We start from the raw sequence: 21,146 nt of genomic DNA on the forward strand, positions 1-21,146 counted from the left end.
CTCCTTTTTAATAGGATAAAATCCAAGTTTATTGTCTGCCGCGATAAACTCTTTTATAATAAAACTTTCTATCTTCTTTACCATATTTATTGAGAATCCATGCAGCAACTTTAGCATATCTTTCTTTATCAAAAGAACTTATAACAAGATGCTCTAAAAAGTCTTCTCCGTTTTCCTTAAACAGCCAATACTCTATTTTCAAATGCATCCTCCTACAGAATCATTTACTCTCCTAGCCACTCTTTTGGAGATTTAGATAGTGCCCCTTTATACATTCCAAAAGAAGTATCTGCCTTCACTCTTCTTATAAATTCTGGAGAGCGTTTTTCATTTAATAATTCCTCTCGTAACTGTCTGTGATCACAGTTAAGCATTGATCTATATACTTTTAAAGCATAATAACACTCTTCATGAGTTGGCATTTTTCCATCAGTAATATCATCAATAATCTCTGATAGGATTCTCATATTTTACCTCCATATATCCCTTATAAAAATACAGGTGTTATCGACTTTGTAAGAGTAGTTCGAACGATTCCTGTGAATAATGTTTTCCTTTATTTTCATTAACAATATCTCTAATCTCCTCAAGTGTTCTTCCTTCTTTTCCATAAAAGGCAAAACCGTCAATAGAAGGAAGGTAGTATCTAAATTCTTCGGACGGATGAGGAACAATTAAATACAGCACCTTTTCGATTTCAACCATATCACCTTGTTCGACTTCATAAATTTGATTGGTGTGGTTGATTAAATTCATATACATTCCCCTCTCAATTATAAAATAGTGTTCTCATTTCCAAATAGCATTAAATACGTTTTCAATAAACGATCCTCCATTTTGCCAAGATAACCATTCTAGGAAGACCACTAATATCAATATGGCACCCAAAATAAATTCAACAACTACCTGCAAAGGTTTAAGTAATAAGTATTTGATTAAGTCATTCATCTCTCGTCTGCTGCTCCAAATATGGTAAATGATATATCCCATCTTTATAAATATCTTACTACTCTAACCATCAATCCATGTTTATTTGCTAAATCAATCATGTGTTTGGTTCCCCTACTAATTCCATCCCAGAATGCAACAAGAGCATCTGATTCTTTAGCCATTTCTTCATTTCTTATGTATCCAGCACTCTTTCCATATTGATCCCAATCCGCAGGATGGCTTGATACACTGTATCCTTTTTCATGTGCATATCTTTCACCTAATTTATCTGCGCCGCGAGCTGCACCAGAGACAATTATGATATCAGTTTTATTCATTAATAATGCATCCAATTTTTCTTTTAAAAGCTCGTAATCATTAAATGATCTTGAGCCTGCTACAATAACCTTAAACATGTATCACCAACCTGATCGAATATGATTATTACTCGCTTTCCACTCTGAAACATGTAAATCCATCACATCCCTCATGAGGATCTGACGAGACATTGTGAAGGTTACAGAATCCATTCCCAATATAAGCACCGCTATTACCCCCATTAAAATCATAATACTTGCAATGATTACAGATACCACCAGACAAATCATATACTGCTTCACATTCACTACTACAGAATCTTTTTTTGTTATAACTCATTTACAATCCTCCATTTACCGATTAGAGATGTGTTTTATTTGCTCTGATAATCTACAGACCAACATTCAATTGGAAACAGATGTTCCATATATGGATCACCAAATAACTCCATCACACACTCATCTTTATATTTCTGAGCCTTTTCAAGCGTTGAAAACACTGCTCTTGTTATTTCTCGGTTATCATCTAATCGTTCTCTTACTATGTATATGTTTTTCATAAAATATCTCCTTGGTACTCAAGATTTTCTTAATCATATTGTGGGTTGGAAACTAATAAAGCCTTAACAACTTTCTCAATGTTATCAATGATATCTGCTACATTGGATTTTGTGTGTTTCTCTATTGATTCGCACTTTAATTTCTGGTGTTCCATAAGCATTCGTTTGAATCGTGACTCTACCCTTAATTGTCTTGATAACCTTCTCAACTTTCATATGCTTCCTACCTATAATCTTCGGTTTTTTTAGTTCTTTTATTTACTTATTTTTTCAATTTCCTCATCCCAGATGTACAAAATTCTTCTTAAGAAACTAATTCTTCATCTGTCATATCGACTTAGAATAATCAAAACACCTTTTTCTGCAGTAACCTTAAAATATCTATTTGTCCAAACTGGAGTGCTTTTAAAGAAATTACTCTTCATATTCATTAACCTCCGTTAGCCTCTTTTCTAATGCCCACTGCAAATATTGAGATTTACATTGATATTCCACGCGGCTGAGACGGATCTGTTGCAATACATCCTTAATGTCCTTGCCGCTATTAACTATTGAACTAACCATATCTTCAATTTCATGATTATTTATGTAATCAATGATTTTATTCATTATTTATACCTACCAAAAGCACTGTTTCATTAGAATAATAGAGCATTTGAAATATTAGTTACTGTTTTCAGCACATCTTCTTTAGACTGTAATACATTAATATGAAAATTGTCCTGTTGAATTTTACGATATGCAGTCATAATAGTACTAGAGCGTCTAAATTGATTAATCTCTACGTATTCAAACAGTATAACTTTATTTAAAATATCTTTTACAAATCGATTGCAAGTTTCATTATCACTAGTCAGGTTATCACCATCACTATATTGGAACAAGTAAATATCTTCGTGTTCATAGCCAACACGATTAATCAGTTCATTTGCTTTGCTTAGTCCAGAAGAGATAATGGTTCCACCTGTATCACATTTAGAAAAAAAGACATCTCGACGAACTTCTTGAGCCTCTGTATGATGACTAATATATCTATGTTTCACATTTTCATATTTCAACTCAAGGAGTTTCTCAGACCATGTTGATACGCACTGACTCATATATTTCTCAAACGATCCCATAGAACCAGAAGAATCAATAATTGAGATGATTGTTGCAGATTTGTTCTTTGTCTGTGGTGTTATATTATTGAGTTTATCCTTAAGAGATTGAAATACAATATCAACATCTTTATTTTCAATAATCACCAGCTCGTCAACTAAAGAATTCTGCAAGCTTTCTGTTGTAACGGTATTTCGTTTCATTCTATTAAGAATTTCTTGCTTCAATTTATTTACTTCTTCTTTTAGAGATTTATCAAAGACAGACAAGCCATAAGTTATTGCAAATTCATTCAATAATTGTTTATTCGAATAAGTTTTAAATTCCATTTATCATTCTCCCTATTTTACACTTTTTCAATAAAATCAACAATTCGTTGCCTTATCCATTCCAGTTAAAATGCCAAGAAGATAACAAAAGATATCTTGTCTATCCAGAAACTCCAATGACATAATACTCTGATACTCGCCATTACTGAGATTCCAATAGATGCTATACCATTCAATCTTTCTAGGACTGCTAAACAATCGCTTATCAAACTCAAAATGATACATAATATATAGTTCATTGGTGCTCTTTGAATTTATCTCAACCAACATATCATAAAGTTCTTTATCGTTTTGTATATTTGTTGTTGGTTTACTCCAAGTTACACAGGCCATTTTAAACCCCTTTCCTTCAAATGAAATCTACCTTTTACTTTAAATTGATTCCATTAGATTCGTCTATTAAATATGCTAATTTCTTTGTGGGCCATCCGTCACTATGGTAAACATCGCAACTCAAATGGTATTCATCGTAAGTAAAATTTTCAACTTTTGCATTTGGTAGTATTGAATATCCATACATATTTCCTATATATGCTGGATGATTAATGGAATCTCCATTACCTATCTCATTAACATATAGCGTCCAGCTCTCAACCTCAATTATTCTTGACTGAAAATCTGCAATTTCTCCATTTGCCATTGATAAATTAGTTTCAATTACTTTAGCCATATTCTCCTCCTTATAAAATTTGCCTTTTATGACCAATGCGTAAAAGCATACATTTTGGGTTGTTGTTCATTTCCAAACAATTCTTTAGCTTTCTCTCTGACTCTGATAATCGACTCGTTAAAACAATCCAGATTTAATTCAGTCAAAGGTAGTCCACTATATTCGTCACCATGCTTCACTACTTCGCCAAAAAGTGTGTAATCCCCACCATAGCAATCAACAACAATTGTAAACTCCCCTTCTTCTTTATTGTCCATATATGCTTCGTATTTGTCATAGAAGTCATCAGATTCATGTTCACCAACATCAATCCCCACAATCACAAACTCTTCGCGTACTACGCTCATATTCATTTACTCCTTTTTGAATGAAATTCGCTTTTTATCTGGTACTCTCATAATAATTTACAATCTTACCTTGACTTATCGCATATTCAATTTCTCGTTTCGTACTCGAACCTATGTATCCACCTACATTTATCACACAAATTTCATCAGCCATATCGATCTTCTGGAGATGAACATTATCTAACATCATCTTTTCTTTTTCAGTTAAATCAATGTTATCTGAATGTCCAAATACCCCAACCGAAATTACAACATATCCAGCCAAAGTAAGTCGTCTATTCTGTTCATTGAATTCATTTTTAAATTTTGTTGATCCGCAAAGTGTAATTACTCTTTTCTTCGTCTCGCGCCTACATTTACAAGGATGTCTGTAATGAATGGCTTCTCCACAGGTTCCACAAATCCCAATGCCCATCTATTCGATCCCCCACATTTCACAATAAAAGTTCCATTTCAAGGGCACCACCTTACATTCTAACTCCAAATTTTTTTCACGAATCTTTCCTCAATTTTATGTAGAGTTGGATGATCTTCAATATCTTTCTCTGTAGCTTCTTTAATAAACCATGTACTCGTTATAGCGTTGGAACCATAAACTCCCATACAAAAATCAATCCGATTTCCAAATTTCTCATAACACCAATGTTCAACAAAATCCTTATGGTGTCCGTTGGCATGAACCATGACAACTCCTGATTTCTGAAATCCTCTCCCTTCTGTTAAGTCTGGAGCATATCTAACAAGAAAACATTTCACATTCTTTATCTTTGATTCATGTATTTCTGCTTCTTTTTTGTTTGCAAACTCTTTACCGTCATCCGTTATATAGATAGTTGATTTAACTTCTCGCATAGTTCACCTTCCCAATAAAGGTCCAATTTTTATAGATTCAAACTAATTCCTCCATACCTCTCCACAGTACATAATCATCAGCAACTGATTTATAAAAATCTTCGGCGTGCTCATGCTCTAAGCTATTGAGAAATTCAACTATTTTTTCTCCATAGAATTCAGTTACATTATTTGCAACTAATTTATCAGCCACATGTTCTCTCGCATAATTATCAACACGAATAATTTTCATATTAATTAATCCTCCAAATAATCAGCTTTTATGTAGTTTTTAATCATTACCCAAAGTAGATCGCACAATTCATCTGCAGAAGTGCACCTGTCATGGTTTCCACATTCACTCATCTCAAATGACAAATTCCACTCTTGTCCATTTGTATGCAGATAAATTGGCATTTGAAGATTTACTTGTAAATACTCAATCATAAAACCAATTGAAATTTTCTTATGGTGATACTTGTACCAATCTTTGCGTTTTACAGCATGCTCTTTAAACAAGGAATAAAATTGATTTTCAGTGAGTTCTTGAGCTTGTATTGGTGTAATATGTTGTTTCATTTACTCTTCCAAGCCATCTTCAAGCCATTCACGCTTTTGTTCTTCCCAGAAGTCTGAATCATTGTTTGATCGATGTATTCTAATTTCGGATTTAAGATCCTCTATCTCAGTTTCCCTTTTTCTTAGGTCATCATATAAGTCAATAACATCTTGATCACAATATTGCCCACCATCAACATAATCAATTAACTCACTTTTATTCATATTACTTAATCTTTTCATTCTTATTCATCACTTCCTATTCACAATAAAAGTCCATTTTTATCCCTTAATTATTCAGAACTCCTTAATCCTATACTGTGCTTCATAAATTAATTCACTCAATTCAGATTCTAACTTATCGGCAGCATCTTGCCACTCAATCAATTCCTGATCAGTTGTTATTGTGTCTTGATTTTGAAACAGACCAGCGAGACTTAAGACTCGTGCTGCTATATCTACGAATCTATTAAAGTAATGCTCATCAGATACAACTTTATACTCCATATCAAACTCCTTTCGAAATCCGAATTTACATACCTATTTCATCAAATTTACTTAATATTTCTTCAACTACCTCGCCTGTTCCCATTTCAAATGTCCATTCCTCACCGTATCTTCGCTTAATCCATTCATGCAGTTTCCTATAGTCATCAATGACATTTTCCAAGTCACAAATATTACAAGACCGTGCTAATTGATCATGCTTACAAGTCATTTCTTCACCCCAAGAATTCATGATAACTCTATGATCAACCATATATTGCATTAATGCCAATTATTACGCAAATGCTCTCTAATTTTCTCAATAGCTTCATAACTTGGAATATGAAATTTGCTTTCCTCAACACAAACTTCGCTGATTAAAGAAAGCATGTAATAATAATTTAGCAAAGTCCACTCTAATTCAGATTTATCTTCTTTCTTTCGTAATTCCCTAACTTCTGATCTATCGATATAGAACATTCCTTCCTAATATAATCCAAGTCTACAGCCTCATTTTACTTTCATGACTGATTCCCACAAAACACCGTTTAGGTAAACATCATAATATTTCAAAGAATAAGTATGGGATGTTTTGTTTGTTTCATCTCGAACCACTACAAATGTAGGATCAAGATAATAGAAAGAGTCTAGATCAATTCTAACTCTAGTCAATATGTTCCCTCATTCCTCGTAAAAGTGTAATTTTATTGCTATTATAGTCTAGCAATATAACATTTTTTGAAATCTATATATGGTAAGAACAAACACGAACATAACTATTTGACATACTATATATTGTGTTGTAAAATATTACTATGAGCAAGAATAATATGAAAAGTAGAATTGAGGTGATAAAATGGCAAAGAGTAGCACACGTAAAGTATCTTCTGCGTCTATGTCTACAAAAGCTTCAAAAGTTCTTTCTAGTTCTTCATCAAGCAAAACTGCAAAATCGTTAGCTGGATCTGTTTTAGCTCAATCTCGCTCTCATAAAAGTTACACTAAGGGTTAATTAATGCAATTTCACCAGATGCCTCTGTATCTGGTTGTTTTTTTGTTCAAACAAGCTTTTTATAAAACTTCTATTTCATTATGTATAAATTACATGGTATCGGATCGTATCATAAGTCTTTTTTCTCTTTTTCAGAACATCAATTATAACCTTTGATCCTAACTTATAACCTTCAGACAATTTTCCAAAATCAGTCACTTCTGTACATTGTTTATTTAAATCTGAATCCTTTGTTATAAATGCTTCTCTAACGCAATTCCTATTCATTTCAACATCAACAGCACTTAGCAATTCAATATCTTTATATAATCCTGTCTCTTTTAACTCATCGATTTTTTGTTTAATGAATTCGCTCAATGTCATGTTAATAAGCTCTCCCTAATTTATAATCATCTGCATGTTCCCATTGTTTAAACCATTCTTTTGAATGAAGAGTAAAAACATCATTGTGCTCTTGACGGTTATTAACTGTCCATGTTTTAGTTTCAACCTTATAGTCACCTAAGCCCATTACATCATATGAACCCATATTGATCGTTTTCATTCTATCTACTTTCCAGCGACTTTTAAAGGGCCAATAACCTTCATCAGCTTTTGTGTCTCCAACTTTCCAGCACTCAATTTTATTATCTAGTAACAATACATTTGCATGAAGTTCATGGGGATATTCATCAATCCAATGTGCCATATTCTCTTCTCCATTCCTTATGAAACATCTGTTTTATGGGGTTAGAACTCGAACAATATCAATATTAACTGCACCCCTATGAGAAATTTCACAGACATGATTAGGATCACTTAAATCCTGCAAACACTCATCAATATCAGACTGTTTAGTATAATCATAGGGATTGAACACCATATTATTACGGTTACGTTTGCCCTTTTTCCAATCAATAATTGTGTATATACATGTATGCTGAAGATTAAATGGTTTCGTACAGATCACAAACAATTCATTGCAAGCCTTTACTGTGTATGGCCGCTTGTCAGTCTTGAAATAAACTTTATCGCCAACTTTAAGATCATAATCTGGATAATACTGACGTTCTAAACTAACATGCTTAAATTCAATTTCAACTTTTTCTTTTACAATATCTTTCAACCACTGGATACACATAGCATCTCTATAATCAATATCGCTGTATGCTTCTCCGTTTACATACAATAAACAATCATCCATGTTGTTATGTATTACAGTAAGTTTCATTTTCACCCTCCTTTCATAAATCCCTATAAAAAACCAAATTTTATTGCAATTTCTTACATAGCACTTTATATTCTTCTGACTTATTTCTTCGAACTTTCTTAACCCCCTCGTAAAATTCACATCTAGCTACACCATTACCAAAATTACTTTGATAAATGCAAGTACATTCTTCGCTAATACCCTTGAAGGAATCAACTTGTCTACGCCCAACTTCTCGATCAATTGGACATTCGCTTCGCAAAACATGAACTTCTTCACACCCTGCACCAAAAGCGCAACATGAACTTAAAATTTCACTTTTCAATAACTTCACTCCTCATAAAAATCTACTTTTATTTCCTTTTTAAAACTTCCACTAATTCTTGATACTCTTCTACAAGTGACTCTCTACCTTGCTTTATGTATTGTCTAACTACATCTGCCTGACAATTCAAACTCTTCCCCTTAAATATGTCATTGAAATCATCAAATCCTTTTGCATATTCCACAAGTTCAGGATTATCGTCCAAATATTTCACCCAAAGCATTTTGTACCACTGTGAAAGGTACATCAGATTGTATTGTTTACCATTTAACTCAATATGTGTTGGCTGCTTTCCTTTTGCGTCTTTCCATGAAGAAGGCTTGAAGTCGCCAAATCGCTTGCATAGTTGATAATGATTTTCTATGCTATCAAGTTTGTTCCATGTTTTAACCTTGGCATAAAAGGCAGAGAACCGTTTATCACCTTTCGATGAGCATTCTAAAATTCTAATAAAAACACCTCGCTATATTTCATAACCATTCTCTTTCATAACAGCTTCATATAATAATGCATCAAAACCATATCCTGCTGTTAATGGATCATACTTCATGTCGTCCACATCTTGATCATAGAATCCGCAATCTTTAAAGTACTCTTCTCCATCGTCGTCTGTTTCAAGAACCTCATCATTTGAACAGTAAATATATGCCTGAATTTGCTCCTCATAAGAATATCCTTCATATTCTAAGGTCTGTTTGCCGCACTTAGGGCAAGTTCTTGCAATATTAATTGCTTCTTGAAGCTTCAACTGTTTAGTGCATATCTTTTCTGCTTCTTCCAAACTAATTCCAACATAATCTGCATATTTCTTTGGATTATTATAAATGCTCACATGTCACCTCAAATCCCCATGAAAGCGTCATTTTATTCCATCATTCGATGCCCAAGAAGGCCATATCCAGTAATATCTAAATAACAATTTTCTTGCATAAGATCTGCTGCAGGATTATTAAAAATCCTATTTTGTTTATCAATAATTCTTACTTGTAGTAGAATATGTTTTATTAATGATTCAGGAATTGTATATGTATTATCTTCGTTTCTCCATTTTTCTAAATATATCTGCATCAGTCTGTATGTTTTGTCCACGCTATTACCATATGCAATCTGCTTCTTATCAACGAGTTTTCCAATGTCAGTAGCAAGAGTTTCAAAGTATCCTTTTTCAGAGGATGCACTCTCACCTTCAACTAAAGTAATCTCATTATCTGTAACAGAGGTTACAAAATTATCTTGAAAAGCAATTAAATAATAGCCTTCCTCTGATATAACCTCAGAAATTATTGCATCTTGGTCTTGATAACGCTCCTTTAAGGAATTTTCGCCACCAAATAATCTATAAAGTCCACTCGTGCTCAGTTTGACCTTGTGTCCTACGCTATATTTATCCATTCAATTTATTTCTCCTAGCTTCTTGAAGTTTAAATTTATGTTCATCGCTCATAACACGTTTCTTTTCACTCTTACTTCTAAAACTAATCTGGCTAAATGGAATGTCCTTATACCAATGCATCCCATCAGGATCTACTTTGTAAGCCTCAATTCCTGCTTTACGTAATCTACTAATTACAGTGGGTTGACATGAACTTCCACTCCATAGTTTCATTTCATCATCACAGTTAAAGGTACTTGATCTTTCTGCCGCGGTATATGACACAGTTAAATCACCTTCCTATATATATCAGTCAAAATCAACCTTTATTTTTACTCTTAACTTTTGTCTACCAAACTCTTTAGCGTCTTTTAAGTTGTCAAAATAAATGTCCAAATGGCCTTCAGTTATCGCGGCTCCACGATCCTCACAGACATAAGTATGATCCAATTCAGGGATATAAACTTCTGTTCCGAATGGGAGGGTTTTGGGACATGCAACTGTTCTTCCTTGTTTCGCTTTAGTTCCACTAGCAGTAATACCATATAAAGGATGACCTTTTTTCTTTTGGGTCGATTCGTAACCCGAGGTAAACGCGGTTATTTCCTGTATACCTAGATCTTCAAACTTTATTGTATGTTTAGATTCACTATCTTCTTTTTCATCTTTTACACTTATTGTTTCTTTCTTAAATTTATGTACAATTTCAAGCGGCAATATTTTAGTATTATCCGTGTTTTTTATTTCTCCTGTACTATATGCAATCTCAACTTGGGTAACTAATAAGGTGATTGCAGCAACAGAAGATAGGATTATCTTCCTCATTGCGCCTCCTTAAAACAATTCCTAGAGTATACTGCATGTTTTGCATTTTTTACTCTAGGAATCACTTTTATTTTACTAACCTTTTTCACTTCATTTCAGAATAAAATGTGTCTTTTATTGGGTTATGTATTTATTAAACTATTCATTAATTTCTTTCAGTACATCCTTTAAATCATCGAGAATAAGCACAAGGATCTCAAGTTGGTCTTCTGTTACATCATTAAATTTCTTACCTTTACCAAGATATTGCTCAATAACTTTTGTGACCTTTTCAGGTTTCCCCTTATTCACAACTTCCTTTCCAATTTCTGCAATTTGATCATACACATCTTTGAAGTTGTATTCCGTCTTATCCTTATAGACATTAACATGTTCGGAGATTGCTTCTACTCCATCTTCTTTTTCTTGTTTCTCAATTGCATCGGCAAGAGCATTAACCAAATTTTGATATGTAAACTCAATTTTACTAGGAGTGTGCTTCCATCTCGAACCTGCCTCAAACCGTGGTGTACCACGCATGAACAAATAAGTTTTATCACCTTCATCTGTTGAAACAATTTTACTGTATCCAATAATGTCTGCCATTCTCAGGACAATCTTTCGTGGACGTTTTGGAAGAGAAGGAACAATCTTATTGTATTTTTCTCCATTCTCATCGTTAAATTCTTTATCTTCACTATGAGAAATCATGACTAAACCGAACCCAAGAAGTGGGATTTCGCGCAATGCTTCGTCATATTCTTTCTCAAGCATTCCATACCCTGCACCAAATGGAATTTCTCCAATCTTGTCAACTCCCTCACGAGAGCAAATATACTTTTCACAAAGATCAAAGAAAATATCAACAGTATCGAGAATAACTGTCTCATAAACCTCTTGAGCCTTTGGATTCCGCAATTGCTTGAGAACAGTTTTAAAGTCACTCCATTTGTTGATTGGTTGAGCCTTAACTCCATTTAACGCATTGTACCCTTTCTCTGCAGCTAGAAGTAATGGCTTTGGAAATTTTACTGCGTTACTGGTTTTACCTGTTTTATATTCACCATATTTAAGTACAATTTTACCTCGGAGATCACGACTTACAACAGTAGGTACAATCGAAAAAATATCAATAGACATTATTAGTAATATTCCCCTTTACATTTTTTACCTATATTTTATATTATGCTTTTATAAAACTTATCATATGTATTTATGTAGTCCCATCTATCTTTATAAATATCGTACTTAGACTTTTCTCCAATAGATAGTGATGTAACTTTTAATTTATGACTTGGTATGATATACGTTCTTTCTAGTGAACCGTCTTCGGAAAGTGCAAAAATGAGATAAATATCACATGAAGCATTTCTTTTATTAATTCCAAACGTGTGACATCTACTACCTTGTAAATCATATGCCCTACCTGACTTAGTATCGACTCTTACTGTTCCATTGATTAATAGATCATAAGGGTAGTTGGTGGTCATTTTTTCAACAGAATACCCTTTTGAATGTAGGATTTCTGTTGCAAAATCTTCGATATCTTGACCTAGCTTTGTTTCACTTTCTTTTTGTTCGAGTCCGAGTTTTACTGCCCAACCACGATATCCTAGTGTCTTGCATATTTTATTATGTAGTGCTACATTACCTGAGTGCTTTTTAATTTCGCTACTACTTGGCATACGATCTAAACTCAATTCTTTGAGAACAAGTAAAATCTCAGATTCGATCATTTGGTCATCCCATTTTATAATGCTTCTTTTCTGAGGAATTCCCAGAATACTACTCCAATAAGTAAAACCTCCATTATCAGAAATCAAATATTCTAATTCTCTCATTTTGAGCATCCTCAATTCTTTGACCGTGGGCATCCTGTCAATAGACAGTGATGCCATAGCCAAAATCAAACCCTTTTCGATTTCATTATGTATACTATTCATTATTTACTTTCTTCTTAAAATGGCAAAGTATCATCATCAGTGATATCAACTGGTTTACCTTTTTTATCATCTTGAGCAAAAGGATTTCTTTTCTCGTTCTTCTCATCTTGCTTACCTTTCTTCTCCTTCAACTCTTTTAAATATGTATCGCGTTCCTTCAAAGCTTTTTTAATCAACTCCATATCATAAGCTTTTTCATCATCTTCTTCTCTTGGAGTTGTTCCACCAGTTACCACATATTCTCTTACAGTATTACGAGTGATTTTTTCTTGAGGTTGACCAAAGCCAACTTCAATTTCTTTCTTAGTAACAATAGTGCTGTTAACGATATTTCCGAACACTGTCACTGTGTTACCTTTTTCGTAATTATTCAAAACATAATCTACAGCTCTCTGATCCTCGACTACTACCTCAAAAGGAATTACCTTGCCACCATAAAGAGGCACATAACCCTTAATGATTGCTCTACCTGTAGCCTCTTCACTCTTCATTTCCTCTTTAACACTTGCCACTACCATTTCAAGTTCAAACTTGGCTTTTGGTTCAAAGTTGTCTGTAACTCGATTAATAAAGTTTGTGCTTAATTGTGGGAAAGAACGTAATTGATCGTCCTGCCCATAGTACTCATTCAAGCCAATCTTACCTTGTGTAATTCTTACCTTATCTGCAGCATCAATTCCATGTTTTTCAATGGATTTATACTCGTTCATTACAGTTTCAATACCTTTGTATAAGCCACTTTCATTTCCTTCTTTATTCATTTTATAGGAGAACACTCTAAATGTATGTACAGAACCATCTTCAACTTGGATATCAATTTCTCCTGTAATTGCATCTTTACTATTTACTTGTTTCTTCTCAATTCGAATGTCCTTAACCAGACCTTCCACTTCTGCGTTATTTGTTGCTTCACGTAATTGTTTATTTTCTTTTGTCATATGTATTAACATCTCCTATTTTCTTTTTTATCTATTTATATAATTTGTTTTAATATACTAAATGAATGGAGGACTTCTTTGAATAATGGTAATATTGCTTCACCTCCTAGAATGGCAATAATTCCTCAATCTGTTCCATCTTAGCTTCCTTGAATGGGCTACTTTGCCTCATCATAACAAAATCATTTTCATCGTATCTTGCTTTAATTAAAGTATTAGCATTACCACCTGTTACAACCAACTCTTTAACTGGAGCGCCACATACAACTACGTAACCATCTATTTCTTTAACAGGTACATATATATTAACATGACCATGGATCTTAACAACGGAACCATATGGCACATGATAAAAATATTCGGTTAACTCGTTGAAACATTCATTTTTTATAGTGAACTCATAAGGAATGTAGTCAAGCTGCTCATCTTTCTTATAAATTATGTTTGCCTTGATCTTATGTTTGTCCAATTCTTCATCATACCCTAGCCCAACATATACGATCTCTTGGGTGAAGTATGCTTGCTGTTCATAGCCTATCGAATCGAATTCAATCCTATCTGTTAAATAAATACCGTTTATTATGTATTTTTCTTGGGGTTTCTCTTTATATTCTGTAATTTGTAGTGATCCTTTTATTAGAACTGAATCCCCTTCTCTCAAGTTCTGTCTGATATATTCAGCTGCTTCGTAAGAAGTTAATTCGTCATCTTTTGGTTCATTTCTATCTAAATTTGCTTTCACTGACATATGTATTTTATAATTTTTATGCTTATGTATCTCTTCGTAATCAACTAAAAGTTGTTTGTTTTTATCAATTTTTTGAGTAATAGGATCTTGGTAGATGAGTTTGAATTTTGGAGTTTTACTACCTAGCAGTTCAACATAAACAAAAGCATTATGATAAATCTTTACCCCAAATTGAACTCTTCTCCATTTAACACCGTTTTTTTCGCCTTCTGTATAGAATCTCTGCTCATTAAATGTACCAGTGACTAATCCTCTCAATTCAAAATTACCATAATTTACACTTGGAGGAGACTTATTTATATACATTTTTTTATCACCCTTCTTGTAAATTTTATTTATATAATCAGGTTTCCCTGTTATTTTTAATTTCCTCTTTAATAGCTTTTATTGCTTTTTGCAAATTAAGGCTCAACTGCTTTGCAATCTTCTCAATTGAAACTATTAAAGAAGGTTTCATCTCATTCACTCACTTTTGTTATTTATTGGGTCTCTCGTTTGCATTGATAATGTACCATTTTCTGCATTTTAAAGTCAATAGTTTTCGTAATTTTATATTTTTTATTTAAGTTAGCTCTTAGAATAAAAATTCGGCTTTCATTGGAATAAATTTAATTAATAGCTTTGAAGATGTATCCATCATACTCAATTTTTTCACCATCTAAAGAGTTATAATTATTCCAAGTATCCAAGTCTTTTTTTACTATGATTCCTTCGTTATCTCGCAAAGTAAGCTCCCAAGTATACTCAAACCATGAGCCATGATAATGATAAACATCAATTTGTCTTCCGCTTATTACTTCGTATTGCTCTATAATGCTATTTGTAATTTCACTATTTTCCGGAAATTTTTCAGAGTGGTAAGCAGAATCATATGTAGACATCTTTATCATCCTTTTATTTTATTAAAATCCATTAAAACATGAGTTTTATTTCAATTATTCAATAAACTACCAATCACGATTACGAATGGCTTCTTCAGTATCTATTTCAATATTAAAATAAGCTAAAATATCTTCGACTGTTTGAGCAATTGATTCTCTAGCAACTGTTTCAATTTCGCTTTCATTTTCATAAAACTCTTCTGCAATATCATTGATAGTAGAGATAGCAATATCAAGTTTAGATTGAATATCGTCAATATCTGTATTACCTTGCTCCAAAAAATCAACAACTTTAACTAACTCGGCTTTCACTTTATCTACAAGAAACTTAGGAAAGAAATCGTCGTCATACATATCTTTTATATATTGAAAGTCGGAATTTAGTTTTTTCATTAAATGATCCTCCCGATAACATGTCTAGGTTATGAATATTTTACCATATGCACGTTTTCTATATCAATCAAATAAAATGTACTTTTTATCCTATTCTGCCCTTCTCATCAATAATGGCTTTCCACTGATCCCCACATTTTGGACACTCGTTATAAGATTCAGGTCTATTAAATATCGGCAAATCAATATCCCGAACAACTTCCTTTGGTCGACCTGTTGAATCCAGTTTATAGATATTAAATTTTAAATTCTCATTCATTTTTCTTGTGTCAATAAACAATAGTACCTTCGAACACCAAGTACATTTTGGCAGCTCATATCTCATTGAAGACTATATTCCCCTCAACTTTGTATTTTCGTTTTTCAATCGTTAATTTTTAATAATAAGGACGAAAATCCCTTGATAAATACTTTACTATTTCACCGTCAAAATCACGCTTTACATGATACTTCACAGGAAAATAATCTATTTTAGGTTCTACTTCCAGTACTATACCTGTCCATGGAAGGGGTGGGATAGGATTCCCATATCTTGTCTCCCATTCAACGAACCTAACTTTAGTCCCTACTTTTGGCCTTAAGCCCATCTCACAACACTCCTTTAGTAAACTGTATAATCCTTGTAAAATGCACGTTTTATGCTTTTAATTGACGAAGTCTTTCCCATATAATAATACTTATATCATACGATATATCATCAACATGCAAAAATAATTCACCGATACTATTCTTTTCTATTCCTTTATAATCATAGTATTGCTTCAGTAAATTTGGGACCTTCGTTATATCTGTTAATTCAAAGTTATTTCTTATGTACAGTGCTAAACCAAAATGCAATTTGATTAACTCACTCTCTTTTATGCTTACAATGAACTCTTTATCTTTCTCAGTTAATTCGTTTTGTATAATGTAATCGATCAGTCCACCAAGTGAATCAATTCGTAAACGCATTTGTGCTCTCCCTAAATGGTTATTCAAATATCTACAATTAATCTATAATATTAATTGAATCACATGTACCTGTAAAACTGTCATAAATAATTTCTAGAGTACTCCCACATCCATGACATAATTTATATTCATATCTATCTCCATTTGCCTCATAGTGTGTTTGACCTAATGGCGAATGCTTCTCTTTTCCGCAATTTGGACATTTCATGTGGTTCACCTCAATTGGACCCATTTAAGTTATCTTAACGATACATTGCCCCTTATCAATTTTGGCCGCGCATAAGGTGCTTAGCATAAACACATGTGCAGCTCCGGTAATGAAGATCATAACCCCAGACAACTATAAAATATCTGTATTATTGTTATCGAGCTACAAAATACTCAACGTTTTTCACTTTGTCTGTATCAACCTTTCCCGTAGTTCCTTGCAAGACACTATTTCCAAATCTGGAGGGATCAAAGATTCTTTCCCATGTTAATTTTTTAAAATCTTCCTTATCTAAACCTTCATCTTCAGCAAACTGATATATATACTCTTCCTGCTCACTGTCAAAAAAACAAAGGTTATTTAAAACACACTCATTCCATTTACTGAAATTTGAAACTAAAACGTCCTGATTATCAATTTCTAGTTCTAATTTTACATATTGCTTACCAGTTACATATCCAGAAACATCAAGTGAGTTAAATTCCTGCAGCGAAACCCAAATAGGATACTCTCCACTATAATTTACCAACCTCTTTTTCATTTGATCCATCATCCAATGGTACTCATTCTTAAATCCTGCATACACAGAAGAGCCAATTAAATATCCTAGACTAGAAAATTCGTTCCAAGCTTCTACGGTTTGTATTGTCCAGTATCTAATTATAATCAGAACCTTTCTTGTGAAATCTCAATTTCATGCTAATTTATATTCATAATACCAATTGGGTGAACCACTTTGTTTATTGCTTAATCCAAAACGTTCCCTTACCAACAGCCCTTGTTTGCACATATCACTAAGCTGCCGCGACAAATCTTTCTCGCCAGTGAATGATTTCATTGTATCAGGATAAAACTTTTCAACATAAGCATGACAAAACTCAAGATTGAGAACATTGTCTGACCCATGTGTTAGAAAATACTCGTATAACCACGTTTGCTTATCCCTTTTACTCAAAATGGCATCACCTATTTTCCCATGAAACTTCGATTTTAATGGAAATTCATAAGTGCTTCTTTACCTGATTTATTTAATATGGAGTCATCAATAATTACATTTTTCTTATATAAATCGTCGTATTCGTCTGTCCAATGACGAATTTCATTAACTATTTCAAATGTGTTAGGATCAATCGACTTAGTTTTCTCATCGTTATGTCTGCTTTTTAGTACTATGTATTTGTTTGTTTTTGGCTGCTTAATTAATATTACATCTGGTTTCCACATCACACTTCTATTTGGCAAACCATAGATAATTCCCTGAAGTTTAGTTCTATCTTCAGTAATAATCATCTCCATAAAAACATCATCTCCCATTAAAAGATTCATTTCACCGCTTTTAAATTTTTTTTCTTTTAGGTTGTTCTGACAGATACAAGTACTCTCTTATAACTTCTCTCCTATCATCAACTAACGCATCGATAAAACGACCAAGTAACTTGTTATCTGGTGATCTAATTAGTTTAAATACCTCGGCAAGTTCCTCGTCTGTAAAACGATCACGTATTTTTTTATCAGTGAACATTATTAGCACCTCTCATGCAGTTCTCTGGGTCAAGTTTCAAATACATAACCCTTTGGAATATATTCGCCCATAAAATATCCCTTCGATCCTTCAGATTCCCACTGTTCGAGTTTCTCAACAAGTTTCCTTAGAAAGTCACACATATACTTAGGGATTGGCAACTTATCTATTCCTTCAAGATGTAAGCCTGTGGTCATATGTACAGCAATCTCCTTATCTTGAGTCATAAAAAATTCATACCTCTTAGCATATGCACTATCGTCTTCAGCCCAACCAGAAATAATATGAGGAAATACATTATGGGTTTTAAAACTTGAATCTGTCAAAGAATCAAAGTCTACATGTACAATCCATCGTGGGCATTCTTCATTCAATTTACTCCTGATGTTTGAATCAAAATCAAAAGTCTCAATTTTATGACTCAAGTAAGATTGAGGGTATCTGGTTATTCCAGAAAGGTAAAAATAATATTTTGGATCGCGCGGCACAAAAACACCTCTTATTTATGCTGTATCTCAGTCCATTCAAATCTACCGACATACCTACCCATTTTCCCTATTCTGTATCTAAATTCTCTTTTCGCGGCCTCTAAGTTCAAATGATAACCAATTACTAATATAAAAATGATTGGTGTTTATTCTTATATATTTGGCAGTTGTGTGATATATGTACCTAATCCCTTAAGCATCATCTGTTTTCCATTCACTAATAATACCTAAGTATACAACTTCATTGCCATCAAAAGTTCCTCTTACCTCAGTTTTCCACGTTCTAGTGTTTTCCGCCAAATCATACACTTCCTACAAAAGAATCACTTCATTAAACCGAAATTATTGTACTAAATTTTTATATAATTCCACAGCTTTCATAATGTCATCTTTATATTTCGTTGCCCCTTTTCCTCTTCTTTGATTACCATGGACGATTACATCAGCACAAACACCAATGATCACTCTATAAGTTCCATTATCCAGTCTTTCAACGCTGGCTCTTGTTTCACCTATTATATTGCCATTATAGATAATTGGTACTGATATTGACTTAATCAAACTAACACCTGCCCTCGTGTGCGCATCTTTCCAGAGAAAATTTATATATAGCATAAAAGTAAACATGATTTGAAAAACTTCCTAGTAAATTATCGCCAAAATAGACATCAAAATAATTACGATACTTTTCAATTGTGTATCCATTATCTAAGTCAATTGTTTCAGATGCTTTAGATATATTTCTTTTAAATTTCATAATGAATTTATTGAAAGCCATCATCGCCCCTATAAATGATCGTTATGTATGGATTATCTTAATTCTTCAACTGATTGCTTTCGATTTATTCCCATATTCGAGTTCCTTTCTATAGTATCCATAAGGATTTTGATTCCTTCAATACTTAAATGAGGAATCAATTCGTCTCGTAAGCACTCTATAAATGTCTGATCCCACTCATCATACCCACCTTGGTCAGTTTCGCTATATGCTTCTCGCATCATCCTTTGAGCTACTTCAACCTTATCATGTTTATTCATATGTGATCCCCTATTATAGACTCATTTTATTCTAAAACTTCACCATAATATTGCTTCTCTTCAACATCATCTGTCCAAATTGTAAATGGTAAATCTATTCCTCTTTGTTTTAACAATGCACAAAATTCATAATCACAACGTTCAGGGTAAAGGCGTTTATCTGGGACAAATTCTCTGTTGTCGGTCACTTCAAACTTTTTGGGTACGTTATTATAGTTATAAATCACTTTCACGATCTGACCATGTTTAAGATATACATGCCAAGTTTCTCTTTCACAGGTATAGCCATAAAGTAGTGTTCTCCCTGATTTTTCACTAAGGTCATCACATGTAATTATATTTTTGGCTTCTTGAGTACTAGTTAATTTTTCGTATTCTTCCTTTTTCATTATCCCACACCCCATGAAAGAATTGTTTTATAAAATTCGCTTACCACAATACCATGTCTTCTATTCTAAGATTAAACTCATCTAGAACAATATTTAATAAGTACGCAGCCTCTTCAGTGCCACCGCAATAATCTGGTGAAATTGCTATTGTTATCAAATCCCATGGGTATAAATCCAACAGTTTTTGAACACACAATCTAACTTCAGACTCAGGAACTAAATCTGATCTAATAGTTGAATCTAGTTGGTTAAATGTATCAATATCAAAATCTAAAATTACTGTCCTATCCCCTACAAACTCAGAAAATCTAACTTGACTAAATTCTTCAAAAAAAGCATCACAATTTTTGAATAGTTTGGTTCGATAGTTACAATCCTTTGGAAGTTTATCGACATAGTACCACTCAAGATCAGATAGGGTATTCAACTCTTGGTTATCTTTCGAAACATGAATAACTTCTTCGACAGTTCCTCTTCCAACAGATGCCCAAATAAAATTGTCTATATGCATTATATTACTAGGAGGTATTTGACCAAGAGATCTGTCAAAACTTCTGCTCACAGAAATGATTTCCTCTATAGTTTTAGCATCATGTAATCCCTTAACTGAGAGTCCATCAGTCACATCATCAAAATGAGAATCAACATGAACAACCAAAGATTTATCTCTAATCTCGCCCTCAAGTTTTGCAATCTCCCATGCAGCAAATGCCCAATTATGATCTCGCATGAGATAGATTTTTTTATTTAATGTATGCACTTTCCAATCAATATTATTTTTCCATTCCAAATCCACGGTAAGCCATCTCTCTTCTT

General features: G+C 33.1%; 42 protein-coding genes. All 42 read right to left on the reverse strand.

The window, feature by feature from the left end:
- Positions 1 to 28 precede the first annotated feature (28 nt).
- The 42 genes from ABEA66_RS34775 to ABEA66_RS34980 all read right to left on the reverse strand — a co-directional run bounded on the left by ABEA66_RS34775 (position 29) and on the right by ABEA66_RS34980 (position 21,126).
- On the reverse strand, positions 29 to 202 hold the full coding sequence (locus tag ABEA66_RS34775; RefSeq protein ID WP_345594897.1) for a hypothetical protein: 174 nt from the start codon (positions 200 to 202) through the stop codon (positions 29 to 31).
- A 22-nt stretch (positions 203 to 224) separates the two neighbouring features.
- The gene (locus tag ABEA66_RS34780) at positions 225 to 467 is read right to left on the reverse strand and encodes a hypothetical protein (protein ID WP_345594899.1); all 243 of its coding nucleotides are present in this window, start codon (positions 465 to 467) and stop codon (positions 225 to 227) included.
- A 37-nt stretch (positions 468 to 504) separates the two neighbouring features.
- On the reverse strand, positions 505 to 756 hold the full coding sequence (locus tag ABEA66_RS34785) for a hypothetical protein (RefSeq protein WP_345594901.1): 252 nt from the start codon (positions 754 to 756) through the stop codon (positions 505 to 507).
- A 236-nt stretch (positions 757 to 992) separates the two neighbouring features.
- The gene (locus ABEA66_RS34790; protein ID WP_345594903.1) at positions 993 to 1,346 is read right to left on the reverse strand and encodes a DUF2493 domain-containing protein; all 354 of its coding nucleotides are present in this window, start codon (positions 1,344 to 1,346) and stop codon (positions 993 to 995) included.
- A gap of 275 nt (positions 1,347 to 1,621) precedes the next feature.
- Entirely contained in the window at positions 1,622 to 1,807 is a 186-nt protein-coding gene (locus tag ABEA66_RS34795; RefSeq protein WP_345594905.1) for a hypothetical protein, read from the reverse strand.
- 414 nt (positions 1,808 to 2,221) lie between these two features.
- Positions 2,222 to 2,416 (reverse strand): hypothetical protein, encoded by a 195-nt coding sequence (locus ABEA66_RS34800; protein ID WP_345594906.1) that lies wholly within the window; start codon positions 2,414 to 2,416, stop codon positions 2,222 to 2,224.
- Between the two features lie 29 nt (positions 2,417 to 2,445).
- A complete protein-coding gene (locus ABEA66_RS34805; protein WP_345594909.1) occupies positions 2,446 to 3,237 on the reverse strand; it encodes a DUF444 family protein in 792 nt (263 codons plus the stop codon).
- A gap of 367 nt (positions 3,238 to 3,604) precedes the next feature.
- Positions 3,605 to 3,907: a hypothetical protein gene (locus ABEA66_RS34810; protein ID WP_345594911.1), complete on the reverse strand. Its 303-nt coding sequence runs from the start codon at positions 3,905 to 3,907 to the stop codon at positions 3,605 to 3,607.
- Between the two features lie 26 nt (positions 3,908 to 3,933).
- Positions 3,934 to 4,254 (reverse strand): hypothetical protein, encoded by a 321-nt coding sequence (locus ABEA66_RS34815; RefSeq protein ID WP_345594913.1) that lies wholly within the window; start codon positions 4,252 to 4,254, stop codon positions 3,934 to 3,936.
- A 34-nt stretch (positions 4,255 to 4,288) separates the two neighbouring features.
- Positions 4,289 to 4,669, reverse strand: a complete 381-nt coding sequence (locus ABEA66_RS34820; protein WP_345594915.1) for a hypothetical protein — start codon at positions 4,667 to 4,669, stop codon at positions 4,289 to 4,291.
- 59 nt (positions 4,670 to 4,728) lie between these two features.
- Positions 4,729 to 5,106, reverse strand: coding sequence for a hypothetical protein (locus tag ABEA66_RS34825; RefSeq protein ID WP_345594917.1), 378 nt, complete (start codon positions 5,104 to 5,106; stop codon positions 4,729 to 4,731).
- Positions 5,107 to 5,143: 37 nt separating this feature from the next.
- Positions 5,144 to 5,338 (reverse strand): hypothetical protein, encoded by a 195-nt coding sequence (locus ABEA66_RS34830; protein WP_345594919.1) that lies wholly within the window; start codon positions 5,336 to 5,338, stop codon positions 5,144 to 5,146.
- 5 nt (positions 5,339 to 5,343) lie between these two features.
- The gene (locus ABEA66_RS34835; protein ID WP_345594921.1) at positions 5,344 to 5,664 is read right to left on the reverse strand and encodes a hypothetical protein; all 321 of its coding nucleotides are present in this window, start codon (positions 5,662 to 5,664) and stop codon (positions 5,344 to 5,346) included.
- Positions 5,665 to 5,886, reverse strand: coding sequence for a hypothetical protein (locus ABEA66_RS34840; RefSeq protein ID WP_345594922.1), 222 nt, complete (start codon positions 5,884 to 5,886; stop codon positions 5,665 to 5,667).
- Between the two features lie 54 nt (positions 5,887 to 5,940).
- A complete protein-coding gene (locus ABEA66_RS34845; RefSeq protein ID WP_345594923.1) occupies positions 5,941 to 6,150 on the reverse strand; it encodes a hypothetical protein in 210 nt (69 codons plus the stop codon).
- Between the two features lie 25 nt (positions 6,151 to 6,175).
- Positions 6,176 to 6,421, reverse strand: coding sequence for a hypothetical protein (locus tag ABEA66_RS34850; RefSeq protein ID WP_345594925.1), 246 nt, complete (start codon positions 6,419 to 6,421; stop codon positions 6,176 to 6,178).
- Entirely contained in the window at positions 6,412 to 6,609 is a 198-nt protein-coding gene (locus ABEA66_RS34855; protein ID WP_345594927.1) for a hypothetical protein, read from the reverse strand. The genes ABEA66_RS34850 and ABEA66_RS34855 overlap by 10 nt, the downstream gene beginning before the upstream one ends.
- Positions 6,610 to 7,219: 610 nt before the next feature.
- Positions 7,220 to 7,504 (reverse strand): hypothetical protein, encoded by a 285-nt coding sequence (locus tag ABEA66_RS34860; protein WP_345594929.1) that lies wholly within the window; start codon positions 7,502 to 7,504, stop codon positions 7,220 to 7,222.
- 1 nt (position 7,505) lies between these two features.
- Positions 7,506 to 7,829, reverse strand: a complete 324-nt coding sequence (locus tag ABEA66_RS34865) for a hypothetical protein (protein ID WP_345594931.1) — start codon at positions 7,827 to 7,829, stop codon at positions 7,506 to 7,508.
- A 33-nt stretch (positions 7,830 to 7,862) separates the two neighbouring features.
- Positions 7,863 to 8,351: a hypothetical protein gene (locus ABEA66_RS34870; protein ID WP_345594933.1), complete on the reverse strand. Its 489-nt coding sequence runs from the start codon at positions 8,349 to 8,351 to the stop codon at positions 7,863 to 7,865.
- 40 nt (positions 8,352 to 8,391) lie between these two features.
- Positions 8,392 to 8,655 carry a hypothetical protein gene (locus ABEA66_RS34875; protein ID WP_345594935.1) on the reverse strand — a complete coding sequence of 88 codons (264 nt, stop codon included), beginning with the start codon at positions 8,653 to 8,655 and terminating at the stop codon, positions 8,392 to 8,394.
- 28 nt (positions 8,656 to 8,683) lie between these two features.
- Complete coding sequence (locus ABEA66_RS36480) at positions 8,684 to 9,106, reverse strand: DarT1-associated NADAR antitoxin family protein (RefSeq protein WP_425571588.1); 423 nt, start codon at positions 9,104 to 9,106, stop codon at positions 8,684 to 8,686.
- A 12-nt stretch (positions 9,107 to 9,118) separates the two neighbouring features.
- Entirely contained in the window at positions 9,119 to 9,487 is a 369-nt protein-coding gene (locus ABEA66_RS34885; RefSeq protein ID WP_345594939.1) for a hypothetical protein, read from the reverse strand.
- A 32-nt stretch (positions 9,488 to 9,519) separates the two neighbouring features.
- Positions 9,520 to 10,047 (reverse strand): hypothetical protein, encoded by a 528-nt coding sequence (locus ABEA66_RS34890; protein WP_345594941.1) that lies wholly within the window; start codon positions 10,045 to 10,047, stop codon positions 9,520 to 9,522.
- Positions 10,040 to 10,312, reverse strand: a complete 273-nt coding sequence (locus tag ABEA66_RS34895; RefSeq protein WP_345594942.1) for a hypothetical protein — start codon at positions 10,310 to 10,312, stop codon at positions 10,040 to 10,042. The genes ABEA66_RS34890 and ABEA66_RS34895 overlap by 8 nt, the downstream gene beginning before the upstream one ends.
- Positions 10,313 to 10,336: 24 nt before the next feature.
- Complete coding sequence (locus tag ABEA66_RS34900) at positions 10,337 to 10,852, reverse strand: 3D domain-containing protein (RefSeq protein WP_345594944.1); 516 nt, start codon at positions 10,850 to 10,852, stop codon at positions 10,337 to 10,339.
- Between the two features lie 138 nt (positions 10,853 to 10,990).
- A complete protein-coding gene (locus ABEA66_RS34905) occupies positions 10,991 to 11,971 on the reverse strand; it encodes an ATP-binding protein (protein WP_345594946.1) in 981 nt (326 codons plus the stop codon).
- A 38-nt stretch (positions 11,972 to 12,009) separates the two neighbouring features.
- Entirely contained in the window at positions 12,010 to 12,672 is a 663-nt protein-coding gene (locus ABEA66_RS34910; RefSeq protein ID WP_345594949.1) for a hypothetical protein, read from the reverse strand.
- A 116-nt stretch (positions 12,673 to 12,788) separates the two neighbouring features.
- On the reverse strand, positions 12,789 to 13,712 hold the full coding sequence (locus ABEA66_RS34915; protein WP_345594951.1) for a hypothetical protein: 924 nt from the start codon (positions 13,710 to 13,712) through the stop codon (positions 12,789 to 12,791).
- 106 nt (positions 13,713 to 13,818) lie between these two features.
- Complete coding sequence (locus ABEA66_RS34920; RefSeq protein ID WP_345594953.1) at positions 13,819 to 14,766, reverse strand: hypothetical protein; 948 nt, start codon at positions 14,764 to 14,766, stop codon at positions 13,819 to 13,821.
- Positions 14,767 to 15,068: 302 nt separating this feature from the next.
- Entirely contained in the window at positions 15,069 to 15,341 is a 273-nt protein-coding gene (locus tag ABEA66_RS34925; protein ID WP_345594955.1) for a hypothetical protein, read from the reverse strand.
- A 66-nt stretch (positions 15,342 to 15,407) separates the two neighbouring features.
- Positions 15,408 to 15,734, reverse strand: coding sequence for a DUF5713 family protein (locus ABEA66_RS34930; RefSeq protein ID WP_345594957.1), 327 nt, complete (start codon positions 15,732 to 15,734; stop codon positions 15,408 to 15,410).
- Positions 15,735 to 16,370: 636 nt separating this feature from the next.
- Entirely contained in the window at positions 16,371 to 16,685 is a 315-nt protein-coding gene (locus tag ABEA66_RS34935) for a DUF6794 domain-containing protein (protein ID WP_345594959.1), read from the reverse strand.
- Between the two features lie 362 nt (positions 16,686 to 17,047).
- Positions 17,048 to 17,563: a DUF3841 domain-containing protein gene (locus ABEA66_RS34940; protein ID WP_345595212.1), complete on the reverse strand. Its 516-nt coding sequence runs from the start codon at positions 17,561 to 17,563 to the stop codon at positions 17,048 to 17,050.
- A 24-nt stretch (positions 17,564 to 17,587) separates the two neighbouring features.
- Entirely contained in the window at positions 17,588 to 17,848 is a 261-nt protein-coding gene (locus ABEA66_RS34945) for a hypothetical protein (protein WP_345594961.1), read from the reverse strand.
- Between the two features lie 35 nt (positions 17,849 to 17,883).
- A complete protein-coding gene (locus tag ABEA66_RS34950; RefSeq protein WP_345594963.1) occupies positions 17,884 to 18,189 on the reverse strand; it encodes a hypothetical protein in 306 nt (101 codons plus the stop codon).
- Between the two features lie 40 nt (positions 18,190 to 18,229).
- Entirely contained in the window at positions 18,230 to 18,415 is a 186-nt protein-coding gene (locus ABEA66_RS34955; RefSeq protein WP_345594965.1) for a hypothetical protein, read from the reverse strand.
- Positions 18,416 to 18,444: 29 nt separating this feature from the next.
- Complete coding sequence (locus ABEA66_RS34960; protein WP_345594967.1) at positions 18,445 to 18,903, reverse strand: hypothetical protein; 459 nt, start codon at positions 18,901 to 18,903, stop codon at positions 18,445 to 18,447.
- A 342-nt stretch (positions 18,904 to 19,245) separates the two neighbouring features.
- On the reverse strand, positions 19,246 to 19,530 hold the full coding sequence (locus ABEA66_RS34965) for a hypothetical protein (RefSeq protein WP_345594969.1): 285 nt from the start codon (positions 19,528 to 19,530) through the stop codon (positions 19,246 to 19,248).
- 183 nt (positions 19,531 to 19,713) lie between these two features.
- Entirely contained in the window at positions 19,714 to 19,941 is a 228-nt protein-coding gene (locus tag ABEA66_RS34970) for a hypothetical protein (RefSeq protein ID WP_345594971.1), read from the reverse strand.
- A gap of 26 nt (positions 19,942 to 19,967) precedes the next feature.
- Positions 19,968 to 20,330, reverse strand: a complete 363-nt coding sequence (locus ABEA66_RS34975) for a hypothetical protein (protein ID WP_345594973.1) — start codon at positions 20,328 to 20,330, stop codon at positions 19,968 to 19,970.
- A gap of 40 nt (positions 20,331 to 20,370) precedes the next feature.
- On the reverse strand, positions 20,371 to 21,126 hold the full coding sequence (locus ABEA66_RS34980) for a hypothetical protein (protein WP_345594975.1): 756 nt from the start codon (positions 21,124 to 21,126) through the stop codon (positions 20,371 to 20,373).
- Positions 21,127 to 21,146: the final 20 nt, after the last annotated feature.

The organism is Paenibacillus vulneris, assembly GCF_039543185.1.
GTDB lineage: Bacteria > Bacillota > Bacilli > Paenibacillales > NBRC-103111 > Paenibacillus_S > Paenibacillus_S vulneris.